The 22987-nt window shown below is 60.0% G+C and carries 24 protein-coding genes; 11 read left to right on the top strand and 13 right to left on the bottom strand.

Translation table 11 applies throughout. From position 1 onward, the window contains the following. Positions 1–50: 50 nt before the first annotated feature. Together HXW87_RS28250 and HXW87_RS28245 are read right to left on the bottom strand one after the other, a co-directional pair. A complete protein-coding gene (locus HXW87_RS28250; RefSeq protein ID WP_086792894.1) occupies positions 51–1388 on the bottom strand; it encodes an MFS transporter in 1338 nt (445 codons plus the stop codon). A gap of 111 nt (positions 1389–1499) precedes the next feature. After that, positions 1500–1733: a hypothetical protein gene (locus HXW87_RS28245; RefSeq protein WP_095668261.1), complete on the bottom strand. Its 234-nt coding sequence runs from the start codon at positions 1731–1733 to the stop codon at positions 1500–1502. On the opposite strand from HXW87_RS28245, the gene quiC reads away from it, so the two are divergent. Beyond that, the gene (gene quiC, locus HXW87_RS28240) at positions 1732–3633 is read left to right on the top strand and encodes a 3-dehydroshikimate dehydratase QuiC (protein WP_182402553.1); all 1902 of its coding nucleotides are present in this window, start codon (positions 1732–1734) and stop codon (positions 3631–3633) included. The genes HXW87_RS28245 and quiC overlap by 2 nt on opposite strands. Before the next feature lie 102 nt (positions 3634–3735). Further along, on the top strand, positions 3736–4413 hold the full coding sequence (locus tag HXW87_RS28235) for a TetR family transcriptional regulator (RefSeq protein ID WP_007963740.1): 678 nt from the start codon (positions 3736–3738) through the stop codon (positions 4411–4413). A gap of 79 nt (positions 4414–4492) precedes the next feature. Here the strand turns inward: HXW87_RS28235 and HXW87_RS28230 are convergent, their stop codons facing one another. The 4 genes from HXW87_RS28230 to HXW87_RS28215 all read right to left on the bottom strand — a co-directional run bounded on the left by HXW87_RS28230 (position 4493) and on the right by HXW87_RS28215 (position 8436). Beyond that, positions 4493–5347: a shikimate dehydrogenase gene (locus tag HXW87_RS28230; RefSeq protein ID WP_239778189.1), complete on the bottom strand. Its 855-nt coding sequence runs from the start codon at positions 5345–5347 to the stop codon at positions 4493–4495. Continuing rightward, positions 5344–5793: a type II 3-dehydroquinate dehydratase gene (gene aroQ, locus HXW87_RS28225; RefSeq protein WP_025108744.1), complete on the bottom strand. Its 450-nt coding sequence runs from the start codon at positions 5791–5793 to the stop codon at positions 5344–5346. The genes HXW87_RS28230 and aroQ overlap by 4 nt, the downstream gene beginning before the upstream one ends. Positions 5794–6064: 271 nt before the next feature. Then, positions 6065–7144 (bottom strand): tRNA (uridine(54)-C5)-methyltransferase TrmA, encoded by a 1080-nt coding sequence (gene trmA, locus HXW87_RS28220; protein ID WP_041065191.1) that lies wholly within the window; start codon positions 7142–7144, stop codon positions 6065–6067. Continuing rightward, the gene (locus HXW87_RS28215) at positions 7141–8436 is read right to left on the bottom strand and encodes an NCS2 family permease (protein ID WP_047296708.1); all 1296 of its coding nucleotides are present in this window, start codon (positions 8434–8436) and stop codon (positions 7141–7143) included. The genes trmA and HXW87_RS28215 overlap by 4 nt, the downstream gene beginning before the upstream one ends. Before the next feature lie 224 nt (positions 8437–8660). On the opposite strand from HXW87_RS28215, the gene HXW87_RS28210 reads away from it, so the two are divergent. Both HXW87_RS28210 and HXW87_RS28205 read left to right on the top strand, forming a co-directional pair. Continuing rightward, positions 8661–9110 carry a DUF4879 domain-containing protein gene (locus tag HXW87_RS28210; RefSeq protein ID WP_108183867.1) on the top strand — a complete coding sequence of 150 codons (450 nt, stop codon included), beginning with the start codon at positions 8661–8663 and terminating at the stop codon, positions 9108–9110. Between the two features lie 66 nt (positions 9111–9176). Next, positions 9177–9728, top strand: a complete 552-nt coding sequence (locus tag HXW87_RS28205; RefSeq protein WP_239778187.1) for a DJ-1 family glyoxalase III — start codon at positions 9177–9179, stop codon at positions 9726–9728. A 5-nt stretch (positions 9729–9733) separates the two neighbouring features. Here the strand turns inward: HXW87_RS28205 and HXW87_RS28200 are convergent, their stop codons facing one another. The 3 genes from HXW87_RS28200 to HXW87_RS28190 all read right to left on the bottom strand — a co-directional run bounded on the left by HXW87_RS28200 (position 9734) and on the right by HXW87_RS28190 (position 11653). Beyond that, on the bottom strand, positions 9734–10021 hold the full coding sequence (locus HXW87_RS28200; protein WP_108183866.1) for a HigA family addiction module antitoxin: 288 nt from the start codon (positions 10019–10021) through the stop codon (positions 9734–9736). 14 nt (positions 10022–10035) lie between these two features. After that, positions 10036–10314 carry a type II toxin-antitoxin system RelE/ParE family toxin gene (locus HXW87_RS28195; RefSeq protein WP_121187832.1) on the bottom strand — a complete coding sequence of 93 codons (279 nt, stop codon included), beginning with the start codon at positions 10312–10314 and terminating at the stop codon, positions 10036–10038. A 100-nt stretch (positions 10315–10414) separates the two neighbouring features. Further along, positions 10415–11653, bottom strand: a complete 1239-nt coding sequence (locus tag HXW87_RS28190) for an MFS transporter (RefSeq protein ID WP_239778185.1) — start codon at positions 11651–11653, stop codon at positions 10415–10417. Between the two features lie 551 nt (positions 11654–12204). Here HXW87_RS28190 and HXW87_RS28185 point away from each other — a divergent pair. The 3 genes from HXW87_RS28185 (at position 12205) to HXW87_RS28175 (ending at position 14910) form a co-directional block, all read left to right on the top strand. After that, on the top strand, positions 12205–13647 hold the full coding sequence (locus HXW87_RS28185) for a cytochrome ubiquinol oxidase subunit I (RefSeq protein WP_041065206.1): 1443 nt from the start codon (positions 12205–12207) through the stop codon (positions 13645–13647). Between the two features lie 3 nt (positions 13648–13650). Next, a complete protein-coding gene (gene cydB, locus HXW87_RS28180; protein ID WP_007963753.1) occupies positions 13651–14658 on the top strand; it encodes a cytochrome d ubiquinol oxidase subunit II in 1008 nt (335 codons plus the stop codon). A gap of 84 nt (positions 14659–14742) precedes the next feature. Further along, positions 14743–14910, top strand: a complete 168-nt coding sequence (locus HXW87_RS28175) for a DUF2474 domain-containing protein (RefSeq protein ID WP_080963309.1) — start codon at positions 14743–14745, stop codon at positions 14908–14910. A 75-nt stretch (positions 14911–14985) separates the two neighbouring features. On the opposite strand, the gene HXW87_RS28170 is transcribed toward HXW87_RS28175, so the two are convergent. Together HXW87_RS28170 and HXW87_RS28165 are read right to left on the bottom strand one after the other, a co-directional pair. Continuing rightward, entirely contained in the window at positions 14986–16110 is a 1125-nt protein-coding gene (locus HXW87_RS28170; RefSeq protein WP_239778183.1) for a class I SAM-dependent methyltransferase, read from the bottom strand. Positions 16111–16266: 156 nt separating this feature from the next. Beyond that, the gene (locus tag HXW87_RS28165) at positions 16267–16989 is read right to left on the bottom strand and encodes an autoinducer binding domain-containing protein (RefSeq protein ID WP_047296699.1); all 723 of its coding nucleotides are present in this window, start codon (positions 16987–16989) and stop codon (positions 16267–16269) included. Between the two features lie 336 nt (positions 16990–17325). Here HXW87_RS28165 and HXW87_RS28160 point away from each other — a divergent pair, with 336 nt between their 5' ends. Further along, positions 17326–18102 carry a ferredoxin--NADP reductase gene (locus tag HXW87_RS28160; protein ID WP_239778182.1) on the top strand — a complete coding sequence of 259 codons (777 nt, stop codon included), beginning with the start codon at positions 17326–17328 and terminating at the stop codon, positions 18100–18102. 42 nt (positions 18103–18144) lie between these two features. Here HXW87_RS28160 and mscL read toward each other — a convergent pair whose 3' ends face one another. Then, positions 18145–18558, bottom strand: a complete 414-nt coding sequence (gene mscL / locus HXW87_RS28155; RefSeq protein ID WP_115986790.1) for a large-conductance mechanosensitive channel protein MscL — start codon at positions 18556–18558, stop codon at positions 18145–18147. Positions 18559–18843: 285 nt separating this feature from the next. Here mscL and katB point away from each other — a divergent pair, with 285 nt between their 5' ends. The 3 genes from katB to radA are packed head-to-tail and all read left to right on the top strand — an operon-like array spanning position 18844 to position 22393. Beyond that, a complete protein-coding gene (gene katB / locus HXW87_RS28150) occupies positions 18844–20385 on the top strand; it encodes a catalase KatB (RefSeq protein ID WP_047296694.1) in 1542 nt (513 codons plus the stop codon). 60 nt (positions 20386–20445) lie between these two features. Further along, the gene (locus HXW87_RS28145) at positions 20446–20982 is read left to right on the top strand and encodes an ankyrin repeat domain-containing protein (RefSeq protein WP_047296693.1); all 537 of its coding nucleotides are present in this window, start codon (positions 20446–20448) and stop codon (positions 20980–20982) included. A 43-nt stretch (positions 20983–21025) separates the two neighbouring features. Further along, positions 21026–22393: a DNA repair protein RadA gene (radA, locus tag HXW87_RS28140; RefSeq protein ID WP_003228407.1), complete on the top strand. Its 1368-nt coding sequence runs from the start codon at positions 21026–21028 to the stop codon at positions 22391–22393. 151 nt (positions 22394–22544) lie between these two features. Here radA and HXW87_RS28135 read toward each other — a convergent pair whose 3' ends face one another. Further along, positions 22545–22913, bottom strand: a complete 369-nt coding sequence (locus HXW87_RS28135; protein WP_095668271.1) for a PilZ domain-containing protein — start codon at positions 22911–22913, stop codon at positions 22545–22547. Between the last annotated feature and the right edge of the window lie 74 nt (positions 22914–22987).

Here is a 22987-nt window from a genome sequence, read left to right as displayed (position 1 = left end):
GCGCTTTCGCGAGCAAGCCCGCTCCCACAGGGGGACGTGGTACGGGCCGGTTATTCGGTGACGTCAGGAATCTTGCGCGGTGCCATGAAGTACATCCAGGTCAGGGCAATGAAGTACATCGCCGGGATCAGCGTGAACAGCACCGTGTAGTTGTTGTTGGTGACGGTCAGGATGTGGCCGACGATCTGGGTCATGAACATCCCGCCAATCGCTGCGCACATGCCGCCGAAACCGAACACCGTGCTCATCATGTGCTTGGGCGTGTAGTCCATCACCAGGCTCCAGATGTTCGCGGTCCAGGCCTGATGCGCGCCGATCGCCAGGGAGATTGCCGCGACGGCGACCCACAGGTTGCTCGAACCGGCCGCCATGATCACACCGATGATGCAGCAGGCGAACAGGAACATCGACAGCAGTCGCGCCTTGATCGAGTTCATGCCGCGACCGATCAGGAACGAAGACAGAATGCCGCCACCGACGCTGCCGAAGTCGGCCGTCACGTAGATGATTATCAGCGGAATACCCATCTGGGTGACGTTGATGCCCAGGTTGTATTGCTGATTGAGAAACGGCGGCAACCAATACAGGTAGAACCAGAACACCGGCGCCGTCAGCGAATAGGCGAGGGCGAACGCCCAGGTGCCGCGCATGCGCAGGATGCGTGAGAACGGGACGCGGGCCTGTTCCGGTTCGACTTCTTTCTGGATGTATTCCAGCTCCGACTGTTTGACGCTCGGATGGTCTTCCGGGTTGAAGTATTTCAAGCCCCAGAACAGCAGCCAGATCCCGCCCAGTGCCGACATGCACAGGAACGCCGCCTGCCAGCCCCAGACGTGGAGAATCAGCGGCAGCAGCATCGGCGTGAACATCGCGCCGACGTTGGTCCCGGCGTTGAAGATACCGGTGGCCACTGCGCGTTCGCCGGCCGGGAACCACAAACGCGTGGTTTTCACGCAGGCCGGGTAGTTGGCCGCTTCGGTCAGGCCGAGGATAAACCGGCAGACCATGAAGCCGACGGCCGATGTCGCCAGACCGTGGGCACCGGTGGCCAGGCTCCAGAGCAGCACCGCGCAGAAGAACACGCGCTTCACGCCGACCCGGTCGATCAGGCGTCCCTGCAGGACGAAGCCGATCGCGTAGCCGACCTGAAACCAGAAGTTGATGTTGGCGTAATCCATCGCCGTCCAGCTCATTTCCTTGGCAAGAATGGGCTGCATGACGCCGAGGGCGGCGCGGTCGATGTAGTTCAGGGTCGTGGCGAAAAACACCAGCGCCAGCATGCCCCAACGGGTCTTGCCGACGGCCATGGCGCCGCGGATCTTGTCGCCGATGCCACCCGTGGCAGTGCTCATGGCCGGAGCCATGCGGGAAGTCTGTGAAGGAATCATTGTTCCACCCGTTTTTGAATTTGTTATGTGGTGTTGTTTGCACGCACTGCGACCGAAGGTTCATATCCGGACTCAATGTGGAGTCGATGGTGGGCAGTGGACGAAAAATCGTCAATTCGTCGAAACGCCATAGTGTTCGATAATCGCACGCAAAACTAACCGGCTGGTACACTTTAAATTGCTGCTGAAGACGATGCAGCCAATAATTTCCTCACGATAAAAAACGTACCTCTGCAGGCGCTGCCGAAGGCCGCGATCTTTGTTTGTGAAGATCAAAAGATCGCAGCCTTCGGCAGCTCCTACAGAGGCGCGTGACAAGACGATCCCCATCGGGAGTAGAAACATGCAGCGTTCCATTGCCACCGTTTCCCTGAGCGGCACCCTGCCGGAAAAGCTCGAAGCCATTGCCGCCGCCGGGTTCGACGGGGTCGAGATTTTCGAGAACGATCTTCTGTATTACGACGGCAGCCCGCGGGAAATCAGGCAGATGTGCGCTGACCTGGGGATCGCTATCACGCTGTTCCAGCCGTTTCGCGACTTCGAGGGCTGCCGGCGTGATCGGCTGGCGCGCAATCTGGAGCGGGCCGAGCGCAAGTTCGATTTGATGCAGGAACTGGGCACCGATCTGGTGTTGGTCTGCAGCAACGCCTCGGCGGACAGCATCGGCGATCAACAGATTCTCGTCGATGACCTGCTCCTGCTGGCCGAACGGGCCGGCGCGCGCGGGTTGCGCATCGGTTATGAAGCGCTGGCCTGGGGCCGGCACGTCAATACGTATCAACAGGTCTGGGACATCGTCCGTCAGGCCGATCATCCGGCGCTTGGCGTGCTGCTCGACAGCTTTCACACCTTGTCATTGAAAGGCGATCCAAGCGCGATCGCCGACATTCCCGGCGACAAGATCTTCTTCGTACAAATGGCCGACGCGCCGATCCTCGCCATGGATGTGCTGGAGTGGAGCCGGCATTTCCGCTGCTTCCCGGGGCAGGGTGAGTTCGATCTGCCCGGCTTCCTCGCACCGATCATCCAGAGCGGTTACACCGGTCCGTTGTCGCTGGAAATTTTCAACGACGGCTTCCGCGCCGCACCACCACGGGCGAATGCCGCCGATGGTCTGCGTTCGCTGCTGTACCTGGAAGAGAAGACCCGTCAGCGGCTGGAGCAGCAACCGACGCCGGTGGCCAACCGCGAAATCCTCTTCGAAACGCCACCGGCCAGCGAGTACAACGGCATTGAGTTTCTGGAGTTCGCTGTCGACGAAAGCCTCGGCGCCAAACTGAGCAACTGGCTGGAGCGCCTGGGCTTCGTCAAGGCCGGGCAGCACCGCTCCAAGAGCGTGAGCCTGTTGCGTCAGGGCGATATCAACCTGATCCTCAACGCCGAACCGTATTCGTTCGGCCACAGTTTCTTTGAGGCGCACGGCCCGTCGCTGTGCGCCACTGCCGTGCGGGTCAAGGACAGCGCCAGCGCCCTGGCCCGCGCCGTCGCCTACAAGGGCCAGCCCTATCGCGGCCTGGTCGGCCCCAACGAACTGGAACTGGCCGCGGTGCGTGCACCGGACGGCAGCCTGATTTATCTGGTGGATGAAGCGGCGGATGTCTATGGCACCGACTTCAATCTGCTGCCGAACGCTCAGGCCCGTGGCGGCCTCAAGCGCATCGATCACATGGCGATGGCACTGCCGGCCGACAGCCTCGACAGTTGGGTGCTGTTCTACAAGAGCCTGCTGGATTTCGAGGCCGACGATGAGGTGGTACTGCCCGATCCGTACGGGCTGGTGAAGAGCCGCGCGTTGCGCAGCCGCGACAGTTCGATCCGCTTGCCGCTGAATATTTCGGAGAACCGCAATACCGCGATCTCCCATGCGCTGTCGAGTTATCGCGGCTCGGGTGTGCATCACATCGCCTTCGATTGTGATGACATCTTCGCTGAAGTCAGTCGCGCCAAAGAGGCTGGCGTGCCGTTGCTGGATATTCCGCTCAACTATTACGACGACCTCGCTGCGCGCTTCGATTTCGACGATGAATTCCTCAGCGAACTGGCGTACTACAACGTGCTCTACGACCGCGATGCCCAGGGCGGTGAGCTGTTCCACGTTTATACCGAGCCGTTCGAGGGACGCTTCTTCTTCGAGATCATCCAGCGTAAAAACGGCTATGCCGGTTATGGTGCGGCGAACGTCGCGGTACGTCTGGCGGCGATGGCCAAATCACGCAGCGGCGCGGTGCGCCAGGCGAAGTTGTAGGAATTTCGTAAACGCGGGATTAAACACGGGCCGCGTGGCTTCCTTCACTGTGCAGCGCGGCCCATAATCGCCCACCTGTGCAGTGATGGCCGTGAGCCCGCAATGACAATGACTTCAGAACTCCCCGCCGCTCCCGTCGAATCCGGCATCGAGCCGCGCAAGAGTCGCAAGAACAACCCGGAAAAGACCCGCGAGAACATCCTGCAGGAGGCGATCGTCGAGTTCGTCCAGCAGGGTTTGTCCGGTGCCCGCGTTGACGCGATCGCCGAGCGTATCCATACCTCCAAACGCATGATCTATTACTACTTCGGCAGTAAGGAGCAGTTGTACGTCGAGGTGTTGGAGAAGCTTTACGGCGACATCCGCAGCACCGAAAACCGCCTGCACCTGGCCGAGTTGCCGCCAGTGGTGGCGATCCGCCGACTGGTGGAGTTCACCTTCGACCACCATGACCGCAACGTCGATTTCGTGCGCATCGTCTGCATCGAAAACATCCACAACGCCGAATTCGTGAAGCGTTCCGATGCGATCAAGGCGATGAACAATACGATCCTCGATTCGCTGGGCGAGATTTTGCGCCGCGGTGCTGAAGAAGGGGTGTTCCGCGCCGGGCTCGACGCGCTGGATGTGCACTTGCTGATCAGCTCGTTCTGCTTCTACCGCGTCTCGAACCGCCACACGTTCGGTGAGATCTTTCAGATCGACCTGCCGGACGAAAGCATCAAGCAGCGTCATCGCGAGATGATCTGCGAGTCGGTGTTGCGCTACTTGCAGCCCTGACAAGCAAAAGATCGCAGCCTTCGGCAGCTCCTACACAAGGCCCTGTAGGAGCTGCCGAAGGCTGCGATCTTTTGATCTTTTAAACGTTCATGCTTTGAAAATGCGCCAGCATCCGCTGTGCATCCGGCACCACGCCGCTGAACAGCTCAAACGCCTTCACCGCTTGAAACACCGCCATGTTGCCGCCGTCCAGCGTGCGGCAGCCCAAGGCGCGGGCGTTGCGCAGCAGTTCGGTTTCCAGCGGGAAGTACACGATCTCCGCGACCCACAATTGCTTGCGCAGCAACTCCACCGGCACGGGCATGCCCGGCAGTTTGGCCATGCCCATCGGCGTGGTGTTCACCAGACCATCGGCCTGGTTCAGCGTACTCGGCAGATCGTGCCCGGCCACCGCGCGACCTGAGCCGAAATGCTGGTTGAGGTTGTTCGCCAGACTCTCGGCGCGCTCGCGGTCGACGTCGAAAATACTCAGTTGCTGCACGCCTTCGCTCAACAGCGCATGGGCCACCGCCGCGCCTGCGCCACCGGCACCCATCTGCACGACACGCTCACGGGCGACATCTTGCAAGCCGCGACGAAAACCTTCGGCAAAACCCAGGCAATCGGTGTTGTGGCCGATGCGTTTGCCGTCCTTGAGCACCACGGTGTTGACCGCGCCGATGCCCCGGGCTTCCGGCGACAGTTCGTCGAGCAGCGGGATGATCGCCTGCTTGCACGGGAAGGTGATGTTCAGGCCGGTGTAGTTCATTCGCTCGGCGGCTTGCAGCAAGTCGGGCAGGGCATTGCTGTCGAGTTGCAACTGATCGAGGTCGATCAGCCGATAGAGATAGCGCAAGCCTTGGGCATCGCCTTCGTGTTCATGCAGGGATGGCGTGCGCGAGGCTTGAATGCCCGCACCGATCAGGCCAGCCAGTATTACCGGTTTACGGGTCATGCTGCGCGCCCCTTCAGTCGCTGACTGAAATGCTCCAGAGCCAGGCGATAGCCATGGCTGCCGAAGCCGCACATCACCGCCGTGGCGATGGCGGAGACGAACGAGTGATGGCGGAACGGCTCGCGGGCATGCACGTTGGACAGGTGCACTTCGATCACTGGCAACTCACTGGCGACCAAGGCGTCGCGGATCGCCACCGAGGTGTGCGTCCAGGCTGCCGGGTTGATCACGATCCCGGCGCAACGGCCGCGTGCCGCGTGAATCCAGTCGAGCAGTTCGCCTTCGTGATTGGTCTGGCGAAACTCCACGGCCAGGCCGAATTCTTCGGCGGCGCGCCCGCACAGGGCAGAGATATCGGCCAGGGTTTCGTGACCGTAGGTTGCCGGTTCACGGGTGCCGAGCAGGTTCAGGTTCGGGCCGTTGAGCACCAGAACGATAGGGGGCATGGGGGCAAACTCCACTTATTGTTTTTGGCTTGGGCTGAGGGTTTCAGCCTGTGGAGGTAAAATGTACCAGATGGTTACCTTGGTCAATTGAACGGCGTTGCCCTTGGCGCTTAGTGTTCGTTAATCGCACAAAACAAAAGATCGCAGCCTGCGACAGCTCCTACAGGAGGGTCGCATTCCAGAGGTAGGAGCTGCCGCAGGCTGCGATCTTTTGTGGCGTCCACAAAAAAGCCGTCAATCACGACGGCTTTCTCGCATCTGGCATTGGCCATCAACGCCGGGTCAGCAACACCCCGGACTCCATGTGATGCGTCCACGGGAACTGATCGAACATCGCGCAGCGGCTGATGCGGTGCGTGTCGTGCAGTTGGGCGATGTTGGCCGCCAGGGTTTCCGGGTTGCAGGAGATGTACAGGATGTTGTCAAAGCGCCGCGTCAGCTCGCAGGTGTCCGGGTCCATGCCGGCGCGCGGCGGGTCGACGAATACGCTGCCGAACTCGTAGCTCTTCAGGTCGATGCCCTGCAGGCGACGGAACGGGCGCACTTCGTTGAGTGCTTCGGTCAGCTCTTCGGCGGACAGCCGCACCAGCGTGACGTTATCCACAGCGTTTTCGCTGAGGTTGCTCAGTGCGGCGTTGACCGAGGTCTTGCTGATCTCGGTGGCCAGCACGTTGCGCACGCGGGTGGCGAGCGGCAGGGTGAAGTTGCCGTTGCCGCAATACAGCTCCAGCAGATCGTCAGGACGATCGCCCAGTGCTTCGTAGGCCCAGTTGAGCATCTTCTGGTTCACCGTGCCGTTGGGCTGGGTGAACGCGCCTTCCGGCTGACGGTAGCTGAAGGTGCGACCGCCGACGTCGAGTTTCTCCACCACGTAATCGTGGCCGATCACTTCGCGCTTGCCCTTGGAACGCCCGATGACGCTGACGTTGAGATCAGCCGCCAACTTCGACGCGGCCGCATGCCAGTGCTCGTCCAGCGGACGGTGATAGCACAGGGTAATCATCGCGTCGCCGGCCAGAGTGGTCAGGAATTCCACCTGGAACAGCTTGTGGCTCAGCGCCGCGCTGGCCTGCCACGCCGCCTTGAGCTGCGGCATCAACTGGTTGATGCGCAGGCTGGCAATCGGGAACTCTTCGATCAGGATCGGCGTGCGTTTGTCGTCCTGGGAGAACATCGCGTAGTGCCGTTCGCCGGCCTCGCGCCACAGGCGAAATTCTGCGCGCAGGCGGAAGTTCTGCAGCGGCGAGTCGAACACGGTTGGCTCTGGCGCATCGAACGGGGCCAGCAGGTCACGCAAACGCGTGACCTTGTCTTCGAGTTGAGTGGCGTAGGCCTGGGAATCGAATGTCATGCGTTGAACCAACCCAACTTGATCACGAACAGAATCGACAGAATCACCAGCGCCGGGTTCAGCTCACGGGCGCGCCCCGACAGCAGTTTGATCACGGTCCAGGCGATGAAACCGAAGGCGATGCCGTTGGCGATCGAGTAAGTGAACGGCATCGCCAGCGCGGTGACCACGACCGGTGCGGCAACGGTGATGTCTTCCCAGTCTATTTCCGCCAGGCCCGAGGTCATCAGCACGGCGACGAACAGCAGCGCCGGTGCGGTGGCGAACGCCGGAACGCTGGCCGCCAGTGGCGAGAAGAACAGCGCCAACAGGAACAGGATCGCCACAACGATCGCTGTCAGACCGGTACGGCCGCCGGCACTCACGCCCGCAGCGGATTCGATGTAGCTGGTGGTGGTCGAAGTACCCAGCAGCGAACCGGCCATCGCCGCGGTGCTGTCGGCGATCAGTGCACGACCCATTTTCGGCATGTGGCCGTCCTTGCCCATCAGGCCGGCGCGCTTGGCGACGCCGATCAGGGTGCCGGAGTTGTCGAACAGGTCGACGAACAGGAAGGCGAAGATCACGCTGACCAGACCGATGTCCAGGGCGCCCTTGATGTCCAGTTGCATGAAGGTCGGGGCCAGCGAAGGTGGCATCGAGGTCACGCCGCCGAACGGGGTGAAGCCCATGGCGATGGAAATGATGGTCACCGCCAGAATGCCGATCAGCACCGCGCCGCGCACTTTCAGTGCTTCGAGAGCGACGATCAGGGCGAAGCCGAGGGTGGCGAGGATCGGGGCCGGGGCTTTCAGGTCACCGAGGCCGACCATGGTCGCCGGGTTGCTGACCACGATACCGGCGTTATGCAGGGCGATCAGCGCCAGGAACAGGCCAATACCGGCGGCAATGGCCGAGCGCAGCGGTAGCGGGATGCTGTTGATGATCCATTCGCGGATGCGGAAGATCGACAGCAGGAAGAAGCACACCGCCGAGATGAACACCGCGCCCAGCGCCACTTGCCAGGTGTGGCCCATGTGCAGCACCACGGTGTAAGTGAAGAACGCATTCAGGCCCATGCCCGGGGCGAGGGCGATCGGGTAGTTGGCGATCAGGCCCATGATGGTCGAGCCGATGGCGGCTGCCAGACAGGTGGCGACGAACACCGCGCCCTTGTCCATGCCGGTCTCGCCGAGAATGCTCGGGTTGACGAACAGAATGTAGGCCATGGCCAGGAAAGTCGTGACGCCCGCCAGAATCTCGGTCCGCACGTTGGTGTTGTGTGCCTTGAGTTGAAACAGCCTTTCCAGCATGTCTGCTCCCCGTGGCGCGCGTTGCGCCGTGAATGTATCGACCTCAACAGCAAAGCACAGACCGTCGCAAGCGCCTGGGAATTTGTGGTGGGCCGGAAAAAGCCGCGCATCATACCAGCAGCGTGAGGAATATGGCGGTTGTTGGTGCCGAACGTCGTCGAAGTTTTGTAGCAGGGTTATCTGCGCCATACTGCGCGCTGAATTTTTCGGGGAAACGCGATCACATGGGCAAGCGCTGGATGCAGGCTTTCGGGTTAATGGCAGGGCTGATGGCCGGGTCGACGGCGGTGCTGGCAGCCTCGGCGCCACCGTTGACTGAGGTGAAAGTGATCAAGGTCCAGTCGCCGGCCTGTGGCCTGGAAGACATTGGCGATAACCAGCCGCAAACCCAATGTAATCACAGCGGGCCGAGTATCAAGGTGTATGTCCTGGAAATCGGCTATGGCCAGAACCAGCCACACGCCACGCTGGACGGTTTTGAAGTGAATGGCACCCGCGCCCCGGTGTGCGCTTTCGATACCGGCAATCTGACCGAATGCACCCCCGGCAGCAAAACGGTCGGCTCGCTGTATACCTTCGATCTGGCGGGCAAGCAGGAAGGCACGTTCAGCTTCAGCAACACCTCGATCAACGCGCCACGCAACACGATGTCGACCCAGCTTTACATCAAGTAACGGCTGTCAGCAAACAGGCAGGGCAAAGCTGACTACGCTTTAAAGATCACTCAGCGGATAGCGCCCATGACCTTTAGAGCCCTGATTACCCTCGCCGAGGGCATCGATGATCTGCACAGCGTGACCCTGATCGACGTGCTGCGCCGCGCCGGCATTGAAGTGGTGGCGGCCAGCATCGAAGGCCGGCGCATGCTGACCTGCGCACGCGGTACGCGCCTGACGGCGGACGGCATGCTGGTCGATGTACTGGCGCAGACGTTTGACCTGATCGTCCTGCCCGGCGGGGTTGTCGGTTCTCAACATTTGGCGGCGCCTCAGCCGCTGCAACAATTGCTCAAGGACCAGGCCAGCGCCGGACGCCTGTTCGCCGCCATCGCCGAAGCCCCGGCCATCGCCCTGCAAGCCGCTGGCGTATTACGCCAGCGACGCATGACTTGCCTGCCAAGTGTCAGTCACCAGTTGTCGGGCTGTACGTTTGTTGATCAACCGGTGGTGGTCGACGGCAATTGCATCACCGCCCAGGGCTCCGGCGCCGCACTGGCGTTTGCCCTGACGCTGGTCGAGCAACTTGGTGGCAAGGCGTTGCGGGCGAAAGTGGCGGGGGAAATGTTGGTGTGATGGCTTCAGGCGTGGGCAGCGATAGGCGTAATGGCGGGTTGCTCCCGATGCTCTGCTTGCCACAGATCGTAATCGGTTTGAACGCCTAGCCACACACGCGCCTTGCCAATACCTGCTCGCTCCAGCCTTACTGCCAGATCCGGGCTGATCGGTGCATGGCCGTGCAATACGCGGGAAAGATGAGGGCGGGCGAAGCCCAGATGTCGGGCCAATTCACTCACGCTGATACCTAACTCTGGCAAGACATCCATGAGCAGTGTTTCACCGGGGTGTGGCGGGTTGTGCATGGGCATGAGCCTGCCTCCTGTCAGTGGTAGTCCAGATAATCGACCCATTCGATGTCCGAACCGACAAAACGAAAGATAACCCGCCAGTTGCCTGAAACACTGAGCGACCAATATTCGGACAGTTCACCCTTCAGTGGATGCAGGCGCCAACCCGGCAGATCAAGGTCTGCGGGAAGTGCTGCGCGATCCATGAACTGCAGCATACGCGCCAGCCGTTTTGCGTGATCGGCGCGAATTCCGCGGGTCGAACCTGTTTCATAGAAACCACGAAGGCCTTTGTGCTGAAAGGATTTGATCATGGCGGCGAGTGTAAGGCGATACATTACACTCTGTGCGGTAACTATGTACCGCACCTTTTCGATCAATTTGTGCTTGGCGTGTTGATTTCGCTGATGTGCCTCAGACCTTCACCTCTTCCACCGGCACATGCATCCGGTCGCGTTTGGCCAGGGTCGGGAACAGTTTGATCCACGTCCCGGTGACCACCAGCGTGCCGATCCCGCCCATCACTACAGCCGGGACGGTGCCGAACCAGTGCGCGGTGAGGCCGGATTCGAATTCGCCGAGCTGATTCGAGGCGCCGATGAACAGGCCGTTCACCGCGCTGACCCGGCCGCGCATTTCGTCCGGGGTTTCCAGTTGCACGAAGGAGGCGCGGATCACCATGCTGATCATGTCCGCCGCGCCGAGCACCACCAGCACCGCCAGTGAGAACCAGAACGAGGTCGACAGGCCGAAGGCGATGGTCGCCACGCCGAAGACGCCGACGGCGGTGAACATCACGCGACCGACATTGCGCTCGACGGCGAATCGCGCCAGAAACAGCGACATCCCCAGCGCGCCGACCGCCGGCGCCGAACGCAGCAGGCCCAGGCCCCACGGCCCGGTGAGCAGAATGTCCTTGGCGAACACCGGCAGCAACGCGGTGGCGCCGCCCAGCAGCACGGCGAACAGGTCCAGTGAGATCGCTCCGAGAATGTCCGGACGGCTGCGAATGAAACGGATGCCCGCCAGCAACGAGTCGAGCGTGGCTTTGCCTTTGTTCAATGGCGTCTGTCGCGCGGGCAGGTTGAGCATCAAGGTGCAGGCGATGACGTAAAGCAACACCGTCGGGCCGTAGACCCAGACACTGCCAAACGCGTAAAGCAAGCCACCGAGGGCCGGGGCGACGATGGTGGCTGATTGTTGAGCCGATTGCGCTGCGGCGACCGCCCGTGGAAGCAGGGCGCTGGGCACGATACTTGGCAGCAGCGCCTGGGTGGTCGGCAGCTCGAAGGAGCGCGCGCCGCCGAGCAGGAAGGCGAGGACGAAGATCATTTCCCGGGTCACGTGATCGGTCGCACTGCCGATGGCCAGTGCCAGGGCAATCAACGCCTGCAACGACTGGCAGATCGCCGCGACCCGGCGCCGGTCATAGCGGTCGGCGACGTGACCGGTGTGCAGCATGAACAGCACCCGTGGCGCGAATTCCACCAGACCGACCAGACCCAGGTCGAGCACGTTGCCGGTCAACTGATACAGATTCCAGCCGATCGCCACCGTGAGCATCTGAAAGCCACTGGCGGTGAAGATCCGGGCGAACCAGAACGCGAGAAACGGACGATGGTGACGTAACAGCAGGGGCTCTTGGCTGGGCATCTGAAGGCAGGTCTGGCTCGGGGCGGAGGGGTGAGGTTATCACCAGTCTGTAACAGGAAGTTGCCATGACGAAAAATTTAGTTAGCCAGACATCTATCTCCGGACTGGATGCCGATCCCCCTGTGGCGAGGGGATTCATCCCCGATCGACTGCGTAGCAGTCGTAAAAACTGCCGACACGACCAAAAGGCAGTGTGTATTGTGTATTGGAGGGGGGCCGCTTCGCCGCCCATCGGGGATGAATCCCCTCCCTACAGGTCGTGCCGCTCTGGGACATGTATTTCAGAGCGTTGCCCAGGCGCTGAGGCAACTTGTCACGCGGCAAACGACCACGCCGTTCTTCGTCGGAAATGGGACTACTCTTTTAACGTTGCTTGATCCAGATCAAGACCCTCCCGGGCCATGGTCTGGTGGCCCGACGGCCAGACTCCCTGCGTTGCGATGGTTATTAAAAAAGAACGAATCAGAATTCGCCGCACTCGATATCCGTGGGGGCAGTAGGTGCAGGGGCCACAAGCCCCATCGCCGGTATTACCTGACAGAGGAAGACTTATGTTCGGTTTAGAGGCGCTCGATCTCGCCCGAATTCAGTTCGCATTCACCATCTCGTTCCACATCCTGTTCCCGGCCATCACCATTGGTCTGGCGAGCTACCTGGCGGTGCTCGAAGGGCTGTGGTTGAAAACCCATAACGACACTTACCGAGACCTGTACCACTTCTGGTCGAAGATCTTTGCCGTCAACTTCGGCATGGGTGTGGTCTCTGGTCTGGTCATGGCCTACCAGTTTGGTACCAACTGGAGCCGTTTCTCGGACTTCGCCGGTTCCGTCACCGGACCGTTGCTGACCTATGAGGTGCTCACGGCGTTCTTCCTTGAGGCCGGTTTCCTCGGGGTGATGCTGTTCGGCTGGAACAAGGTCGGACGAAAACTGCACTTTTTCTCCACGGTGATGGTGGCGATCGGCACGCTGATTTCGACGTTCTGGATTCTCGCGTCCAACAGCTGGATGCAGACGCCGCAAGGCTTCGAGATTGTCAATGGTCAAGTGATCCCGACCGACTGGCTGGCCATCGTGTTCAACCCGTCGTTCCCGTATCGCCTGATGCACATGGCGACGGCAGCGTTCGTCGCCACGGCGTTCTTCGTCGGCTCGTCGGCGGCCTGGCACTTGCTGCGCGGCAGGGACAACCCGGCGATCCGCACCATGCTGTCGATGGCGATGTGGATGGCACTGATCGTCGCGCCGATCCAGGCGGTGATCGGCGACTTCCACGGCCTCAACACCCTTGAGCACCAGCCGGCGAAAATCGCCGCGATCGAAGGCCATTGGGAGAATAAAGGCAACGAAGCGACCCCGTTGATCCTGTTCGGCTGGCCGGACATGAAAGAAGAGAAAACCAAATTCGCCGTGGAGATCCCGTACCTCGGCAGCCTGATCCTGACTCACTCGCTGGACAAGCAGGTGCCGGCGCTCAAGGAGTTCCCGCCTGAAGACCGGCCGAACTCGACCATCGTGTTCTGGTCGTTCCGGGTCATGGTCGGCCTCGGTTTCCTGATGATCTTTACCGGTCTGTGGAGCCTGTGGCTGCGCAAGCGCGACACGCTCTACACCTCGCGCCCGTTCCTGTATCTGGCGTTGTGGATGGGGCCGTCCGGCCTGATCGCGATCCTCGCCGGCTGGTTCACCACCGAGATCGGTCGCCAGCCGTGGGTGGTCTACGGGCTGATGCGCACGGCGGATGCTTCGTCCAATCACAGCTTCATGCAGATGAGCATCACCCTGATCATGTTCGTCGTGGTGTATTTCGCGCTGTTCGGTGCGGGGCTCGGCTACATGATGCGTCTGGTGCGCAAAGGGCCGAAAACCGACGAAGGCAAGGAAACCAACGAAGGTGGTCCTGGCCAGAAACGCACACCGGCGCGGCCGTTGTCCGCCGCCGATGACGAAGGCGCCGACGCTGACTCGCCGCGCAGCCTGGAAAAGGAGATTTGACTCATGGGTATTGATCTTCCGCTGATCTGGGCCGTGATCATCATCTTCGGCATCATGATGTACGTGGTCATGGACGGTTTCGACCTGGGGATCGGGATTCTCTTCCCGTTCATCCCGGGCAAGACCGACCGTGACGTGATGATGAACACTGTCGCCCCGGTGTGGGACGGCAATGAAACCTGGCTGGTATTGGGGGGCGCGGCATTGTTTGGCGCGTTCCCGCTGGCCTATTCGGTGGTGCTGTCGGCGCTGTACCTGCCGCTGATCTTCATGCTGATCGGCCTGATTTTCCGCGGCGTGGCGTTCGAGTTCCGCTTCAAGGCCAAGGACGACAAACGTCACCTGTGGGACAAGGCGTTCATCGGCGGTTCAGTGGCAGCGACGTTCTTTCAGGGCGTGGCACTCGGGGCATTCATCGACGGTTTGCCGGTGGTTAATCGGCAATACGCCGGCGGTTCACTGGACTGGCTGACACCGTTCACCCTGTTCTGCGGCGCCGCGCTGGTGGTGGCCTATGCCTTGCTCGGTTGTACCTGGTTGATCATGAAGACCGAAGGCAAGTTGCAGGAGCAGATGCACAACCTGGCGCGGCCGCTGGCGTTCGTGCTGCTCGCTGTGATCGGTATCGTCAGCCTGTGGACGCCGCTGGCGCATCCGGAAATTGCCACTCGCTGGTTCAGCATGCCGAATCTGTTCTGGTTCATGCCGGTGCCGATTCTGGTGCTGGTCACCCTGTACGGGCTGATCCGCGCGGTGGCACGCAACGCCAACTACATGCCGTTCCTGCTGACCCTGGTGCTGATTTTCCTCGGTTACAGCGGTCTGGGCATCAGCCTGTGGCCGAACATCGTGCCGCCGTCGATCTCGATCTGGGACGCCGCCGCACCGCCGCAAAGCCAGGGCTTCATGCTGGTCGGTACGCTGTTCATCATCCCGTTCATCCTGGGTTATACCTTCTGGAGCTACTACGTGTTCCGCGGCAAGGTCACCCATGAAGACGGTTACCACTAGACTGCCGCCCCGCACACCTGTGGGAGCGAGCCTGCTCGCGATGGCGTCCCTGACGACGTCATCGCCTGATGGAGGAACGATGCAATGAACGGCAAACATTCCCTGCACGAGATTGAAGAAGCCGAAAAAAAGCCGCTGTGGCAGCGGCTCGGCTGGTTGGCCCTGATCTGGATCGGTAGCGTCGGCGCGCTGTTCATTGCCGCCAGTCTGATGCGCCTGTTCATGAGCGCGGCCGGCCTGACCACACACTGAGACATCCCGTCCCGTTGCCCTTGGGCACGGTTTTATGACCCTCTGTACCGCGGAGGGTTTTTTTTGCCTGATGGTTTACTTGCGGGCTTTGAGAATCACGAATTTCGGCGTGGCCGCCACTTGCTCAACGCCACGGAACAGCCGCGCCAGCTTGCTGTGATAACCCAGGTGCCGGTTGCCGACGATGTACAACGCACCGCCCACCACCAGTGCCTCGCGGGCCTGCTGGAACATGCGCCAGGCGAGGAAATCGCCGACCACTTGCTGTTGATGGAACGGCGGATTGCACAGCACCACGTCCAGCGATTGCGGCTCCTGCCCGGCCAGACCATCGCCGGCGCGCACGATCACTTCGCGTTCGCCGAGCGCGGCGCGCCAGTTCTCCGCAGCCGATTGCACGGCCATGAACGATTCGTCGACCAGCGTGTAGTATGCGTCAGGGTTGCGCAGCGCGCTGGCGATGGCCAGTACGCCGTTCCCGCAGCCAAGGTCGGCGACCCGGGCGCTGCCAAGGTTTTTGGGCAGGTGCGGGAGAAAGGCCCGGGTGCCGATATCCAGACCTTCACGGCAGAACACGTTGGCGTGGTTGAGCAATTCGATGGCCGGCTCGTCGAGCTGGTAGCGTGAAGGGTAGGGCGAGGTCGCCGGGGCTTTGGCTTCGGGTGTCGCGATCAGCAGGCGAGCCTTTTTTACCGCCAGTGAAGCGTGTACCGGGCCAATGTAACGCTCCAGCAGATCACCGGCGGCGCGCGGCAAGTGTTTGACCATGGCCGCTGCCACCACTTCGGCGCCGGGGGCCAGTTGCCCTTGCAGACGGATCAGTTGCTCTTCCAGCAGTGCGAGCGTCTTGGGGACGCGGATCAATACCTTGTCGAACGGCCCTGTCAACGGCTCACTCGCCGCAATCCCTCGCACGGCATCAAATGCCAGGCCGTTGCGTACCAGGTTCTTTTCCAGCCCCTGGAACGCGAGAAACGAATCGCCGCTGCTGCTGACCTGAACCTTGCCCGCCAGACTCGCCGCCAAGGCCCCGAAGCTGTCATTGAGTACCAATACCCGAGTGTCTGCCGCCGGTTGTTGCGCGGCCAGATGATTGAGCAGGTACTCGTCAGCCGCATCGAACGCTTGCAGCGGTTCATTCTGCTGCTCAGGCTGGCGGATCAGGTCGAGTTGGGCGAAGGGCGTGTCGAGCAAAGGCATGGGGCGGGGACTCTGATTAATCAACGGGTGGCCCGCTGCCTTGGGCATAGCGCGGCGGAACCGTCCGAGTGGACTGCGGCGTGCAGTGCACGTCATCACTCAGGAAGGTCACAAATGGTACGTTTTTTTCCGGCCGATTGCCCGCGGGATTTAGTGTTAACTGGCGCTGAGCAGGCCCAATTGCTGGGCGGCAGAGACCGCTGAGATTTTGTTGCAAACGTCGAGTTTCAGGATGATGTTCTGCACGTGATAGTTCACCGTTCGCTCGCTCAAACAGAGGATCCTGGCGATCTCATAGGCTGTCTTGCCAACGGCCGACAGCTTCAACACTTCCAGCTCCCGCGGCGACAGATGGGGTCGGGCTGGTTTTTCCGGTGGTTTGGGCAGGTTTCTGGCAAACAGATTACTAAGATGACTGGTCGCGTAAAACATGTAGCCAAAATGCTCGTACAACTCGAGTGGGCTTAGCGGACCATTTTTTCTGCACAGACTCAGTGTGCTGCACAACCCGGTGGCGTCATGGTGGAACGACTGCGACCAGCCGTGCCGCAAACCGTGTTTCTGCTGAGCGCTCCACAATGCTGGCGTCTGCGAGAACAACGCTTCGCTCCAGACAATGGGCTGCATGGATTGGCTGCAATGCGTAACTATCGGGTCGATTTTGCTGTAGCTTTCCTGTTCATAAAGTTTGTTCCATTGCGTGGGGTAGTTATTGATTTGCAAGGCTTTAAAGTCGGCGTTCCGATTGTTTGATGTCAAAGAGATGGCACAAAAGTTGAAGCCTATGTTTTGAGCGAATCTCAGCAGGATCGGATAAGCAGTCTCTATTTCTCTCGCGAAAGTCAGTTGCTTTAATTGCGACTCCTTCCACATTTCCATCACAAACGCTCCGTGAAATCGTTTTTACGCGCTGGGCTTTTTGGATCCAATGAATCCATCACGCAACCGAGTTTAGGACATGTCCTACAGTTGGCGTTGAACTTTTTTGCTCTTTGCAGAGAAGTTTGATTGCAAGAATGTTATTAGCCCGGAGTAGAGCGTTGTATTCAATGTGTCATTCAATTTCAGATTGAAATCTGAAAATTTCTCCATTGGTGTATCTGAGTTTGTGTCTCATTGGGTTCGCTAGCTAAATGAAAAGACATTACAAAAACAGTGGTGTTTACAGTGTCAGTTTGCGCGAAACTGTCTGGGTTCTTTACAGTGGAGTGGCCCATGACTGTCAGTGCAGAAAAGTTTACTGCCCAGACCTTGCTCGACGTGCAGCCCTTGACCCCCAGCCTGTTCACGTTGCGCACTACGCGCGATACAGGTTTCAGGTTCCGCGCAGGACAATTCGCGCGCCTGGGCGTGACCAAGGCGGATGGCAGCACGGTGTGGCGTGCCTACTCGATGGTTTCTTCACCCTTCGACGAGTTTCTCGAGTTCTTCTCTATCGTGGTGCCGGGTGGCGAATTCACCAGCGAACTGAACCGGTTGCAGGTCGGCGATACCGTGCTGGTGGAGCGCCAGGCCTTTGGTTACCTGACGCTGGATCGTTTTGTCGACGGCCGGGATCTGTGGCTGTTATCCACAGGGACCGGCGTGGCACCGTTTCTGTCGATCCTGCAGGACTTCGAAGTGTGGGAGCGTTTCGAGCGAATTATTCTGGTGTACAGCGTGCGCGAGGCTAGGGAGCTGGCCTATCAATCATTGATCGCTGAGCTTTCCACACGTGATTACCTGGCAGAGCATGCCCATAAATTACGGTTCATCCCCACGGTTACCCGCGAACAAGGGCCTGGCGCCTTGCACGGTCGCATCACCACGTTGATCGAAAGCGGCGAACTGGAACGTGAAGCCGGCGTGAAACTGACCCCTGAGCACTCGCGTGTCATGCTGTGCGGCAATCCGCAGATGATCGATGACACCCGCGCGTTGCTGAAGAAACGCCACATGAGCCTGAGCCTGACGCGGCGGCCCGGTCAGGTGGCGGTGGAAAATTACTGGTAAAAAAAACGGCGCCATCAGGCGCCGTTTTCATTCATGAAACCGTCAAGGCCGATTGTTCTGCGCCTTGAGCAGATCGCGGATCTCGCCGAGCAACTCTTCTTCCTTGGTTGGAACCGGCGGCAGGGAAGGGGCTACGGCTTCTTCGCGTTTCAGGCGGTTGATGGCTTTGACACCCATGAAAATCGCAAAAGCAACGATCACGAAGTCCAGAACGCTCTGGATGAATTTGCCGTAAGCCAGTACCACGGCAGGGGCGTTACCCTCGGCGGCTTTCAACGTGATGGCCAGATCACTGAAGTCCACCCCACCGATCAACAGGCCGATTGGCGGCATGATCACGTCGCCGACAAACGATGAAACGATTTTGCCGAAGGCTGCACCGATGATGATACCGACGGCCATGTCGACCACATTGCCTTTGACCGCGAAGGCCTTGAACTCACTTAGCACGCCCATAGGTTATTTCCTTGTTACAGATGAGTTTGGTGTACGCAGTGTAAATCAGCAAAACGCGTCCTGCGCGAAACACCTTCTTACAATGCCCGTTTTTATCGACACATGAATCAACGATTAGTTTGCAAAGTGCCACTAATCGCGCGCGAAATACGCCGTAAATCGCTGATCGCAAAGCCATTTTTTTCAATCGTCGAGTTACGAACTTTCTATTTATGTTCACCGCCATAGCCCTCTAGCCTCTGGTTTGCGCACCTGGATGCGCCCAAAAAACCAGAGGAACCTGATATGAATTCCACTCTTGGACTGGGGGCTTTTCCCCATCGCCGTACTTTCGGCGTGCTCGCCGCCAGCTTGCTGACCTTCTCCGTGCACGCTGCACCCCTGACCCGGGATAACGGTGCCGCGGTCGGCGACAACCAGAATTCGCAGACTGCCGGTGCCACCGGTCCGGTGTTGCTGCAGGATGTGCAACTGATCCAGAAGCTCCAGCGTTTTGACCGTGAGCGCATTCCCGAGCGCGTGGTGCATGCCCGCGGCACCGGGGCTCACGGGACCTTCACCGTGACTAACGACCTCAGCGATTTGAGCAAGGCCAAAGTATTCGCCGCCGGCCAGGTCACACCGGTGTTCGTGCGTTTCTCCGCCGTGGTGCATGGCAACCACTCACCGGAAACCTTGCGCGATCCACGGGGTTTTGCCACCAAGTTCTACACCGCCGATGGCAACTGGGATCTGGTGGGCAACAACTTCCCGACGTTCTTCATCCGCGACGCGATCAAGTTCCCGGACATGGTTCATGCCTTCAAGCCCGATCCGCGTACCAACCTGGACGATGACTCGCGTCGTTTCGACTTCTTCTCCCACGTGCCGGAAGCGACCCGCACGCTGACCGAGTTGTATTCCAATTCGGGTACTCCGGCCAGTTATCGCGAGATGGACGGTAATGGCGTGCATGCCTACAAGTTGGTGAACGCCAAGGGCGAAGTGCACTACGTGAAGTTTCACTGGAAAAGTTTGCAGGGCATCAAAAACCTGACACCTGAACAAGTCGAGAAAGTTCAGGGCAAGGATTACAGTCATATGACTAATGATCTGGTCAGCCATATTAACAAGGGTGATTTCCCGAAATGGGACTTGTACATCCAAGTGCTAAATCCGCAAGATTTGTCCAAGTTTGATTTCGATCCATTGGACGCTACCAAGATCTGGCCAAATGTTCCTGAGCGAAAAGTTGGACAAATGGTGTTGAACCGTAATCCGGCCAATGTGTTCCAGGAAACCGAACAAGTTGCGATGGCCCCGGCCAATGTTGTGCCGGGTATCGAACCTTCGGAAGATCGTTTGTTGCAGGGCCGGGTATTTTCTTATGCCGATACGCAAATGTATCGCTTAGGTGCCAATGCCCTGCAACTACCGATCAATGCGCCGAAAGTTGCGGTCAACAATGGCAATCAGGACGGTGCGCTGAACTTCGGTGCTACGCAGTCTGGCGTGAACTATCAGCCAAGCCGCCTGCAACCGCGTGAAGAGCCGCAAAGCGCGCGTTACAGCCAGCTGGCGCTGTCCGGCAGCACCCAGCAGGCGAAGATTCAGCGCGAGCAGAACTTCAAGCAGGCCGGTGATCTGTATCGCTCGTTCAGCCAGCAGGAGCGTCAGGACCTGATCGCCAGTTTCGGCGGCTCGCTGGCGACCACCGATGACGAGAGCAAGCACATCATCCTGTCCTTCCTTTATAAGGCCGACCCGGAATACGGCACCGGCGTGACCAAAGTGGCCAAGGGTGACTTGAGCCGGGTCAAGGCGCTGGCAGCGAAACTGGTCGACTGATCTCGACGCCATGCAACGCGGGGCCTGATGCAGGCCCCGTTCTGCCCCAGGAGAGCATTTATGCGTCCCTTCCTTTTACTGTTGCTCGGTTGCTGGTCATTGACTGCGGTGGCCGAACAGAACCCCGAGGCGATCAAGGCCCAGTTGCAGGATTACTACTTCGATGCCGCCCGGCGTGGTGATGTGCCGATGCTCGAGACCTTCATCGAGTCCGGTTATTCCCTCGATACCCGCGACAGCAAGGGCTACACCGCACTGATTCTGGCGGCGTATCACGGCCAGGGGGCGGCAGTTGAGCAATTGCTGGCGGCGGGGGCGGATGCCTGCGCGCAGGACCAGCGCGGCAACACGGCGCTGATGGGCGCGATTTTCAAGGGCGAGATGCAGATCGCCCGGCGACTGATGGCCACCGATTGCAGCCCGGATCAACGCAACGGCGCCGGCCAGACTGCGGCGATGTACGCCGGGTTGTTCAAGCGCATCGAACTGCTCGACGCGCTCAAGGCCAAGGGCGCCGACCTCAATGCCGAGGATCCGCTGGGCAATAGCGCCGCGCGTCTGGCCAACGGCGAAATCCGCACCGCCGTGCCGCGCTGAGCGGTGGCTGCGTTATCATCGCGGTTTTTGCCGGGGGATCCAGATGGCCAAGGCCAAGCGCATGTACGGCTGCACCGAATGCGGCGCAACCTTTCCCAAATGGGCGGGCCAGTGCGGCGAGTGCGGCGCCTGGAACACCCTGACCGAAACCATGATCGAGAGCGGCGGCGCCACGGCGCCCACCGGGCGTACCGGCTGGGCCGGGCAGCAGGCGCAGATCAAGACTCTGGCCGAAGTCAGCATCGAAGAGATTCCGCGTTTCTCTACCGCGTCCGGAGAGCTGGACCGGGTCCTGGGTGGCGGTCTGGTCGACGGCTCGGTGGTATTGATCGGCGGTGACCCGGGCATCGGCAAGTCGACGATCCTGTTGCAGACACTGTGCAACCTCGCCAAGAGCATGCCGGCGCTGTACGTCACCGGCGAAGAATCCCAGCAACAAGTGGCCATGCGTGCGCGTCGTCTCGGACTGCCGCAGGATCAACTGCGGGTGATGACCGAAACCTGCATCGAAACCATCATCGCCACCGCCCGCCAGGAAAAGCCCAAGGTGATGGTGATCGACTCGATTCAGACCATTTTCACCGAACAGCTGCAATCTGCTCCGGGTGGCGTATCTCAAGTGCGTGAGAGTGCGGCGTTGCTGGTGCGGTATGCCAAGCAGAGCGGCACGGCGATTTTTCTCGTCGGCCACGTCACCAAGGAAGGCGCGCTCGCCGGCCCGCGAGTTCTGGAGCATATGGTCGATACCGTGCTGTATTTCGAAGGCGAATCGGACGGGCGTTTGCGTTTGCTGCGGGCGGTGAAAAACCGTTTCGGCGCGGTCAACGAACTCGGCGTGTTCGGCATGACCGACAAGGGCCTGAAAGAAGTCTCCAACCCTTCGGCGATTTTTCTCACCCGTGCCCAGGAGGAAGTCCCGGGCAGCGTAGTCATGGCCACGTGGGAAGGCACCCGGCCGATGCTGGTGGAAGTCCAGGCGCTGGTGGATGACAGCCATCTGGCCAACCCGCGTCGGGTTACGCTGGGTCTGGATCAGAACCGTTTGGCGATGTTGCTGGCGGTATTGCACCGCCACGGCGGCATTCCGACTCACGATCAGGACGTGTTCCTCAACGTGGTCGGCGGGGTGAAGGTGCTGGAAACCGCGTCCGACCTGGCCTTGATGGCGGCGGTGATGTCGAGCCTGCGCAACCGGCCGTTGCCGCATGATCTGTTGGTGTTTGGCGAAGTCGGTTTGTCCGGCGAGGTGCGTCCGGTGCCGAGTGGGCAGGAGCGCTTGAAGGAAGCGGCCAAGCATGGCTTCAAACGCGCGATCGTGCCCAAAGGCAATGCGCCGAAAGAGGCGCCGGCGGGGCTGCAGATCATTGCCGTGACCCGCCTCGAACAGGCGCTCGACGCACTGTTCGAATAGCTGCCATTCCCTTGATTGAATGAAAACCTGTGGTGAGGGGATTTATCCCCGATGGGCTGCGCAGCAGACCCGAATTTATCAGGGCCGCTCCGCGCCCCCTCGGGGATAAATCCCCTCACCACACGGTTGTTTCCACAGATCGATTTGGGGGCTAGATTTCGATCAGTGCGCCCAGTTCGCGTTCAAGCTCGGCTTCGTCAGCCAGGTTGAGCTCGATCAACCGCCGCAAGCGCTGGATCGATTCCAGGCTGATATGCCGGCAGACAAACCCCAGTTGCCCGTGATCCTCATGGGCCAGATGCACATCCATCTGGATATCCACGTCATCGCTCAGATGAATGTCGACGAAGAAATCCTGTTCCTTGTCCCCGAGCCAAGGCTCCGGCCGCTCGATCAGCAGCCCCTTGAGGGACAGATCGATCAACTTCACCGGCCATATGAATTGGCCCTGACTCAGCTCGGTTCTGGCATCGAACGCAATACGTTTGAAGCGACGGCGATTGGCTGGGTGTTCGCTCATGGCGCAATCCTCGGAAGCGTTCGCTGACTATAGACCCGACCGGCGGGTGACTGCCAATCGACAAGGCGTCTAGA

Source organism: Pseudomonas sp. Y5-11 (assembly GCF_022368695.1).
GTDB classification, from domain to species: Bacteria; Pseudomonadota; Gammaproteobacteria; order Pseudomonadales; family Pseudomonadaceae; genus Aquipseudomonas; species Aquipseudomonas parakoreensis.
This window is presented reverse-complemented; position numbering and strand designations above follow the sequence as displayed.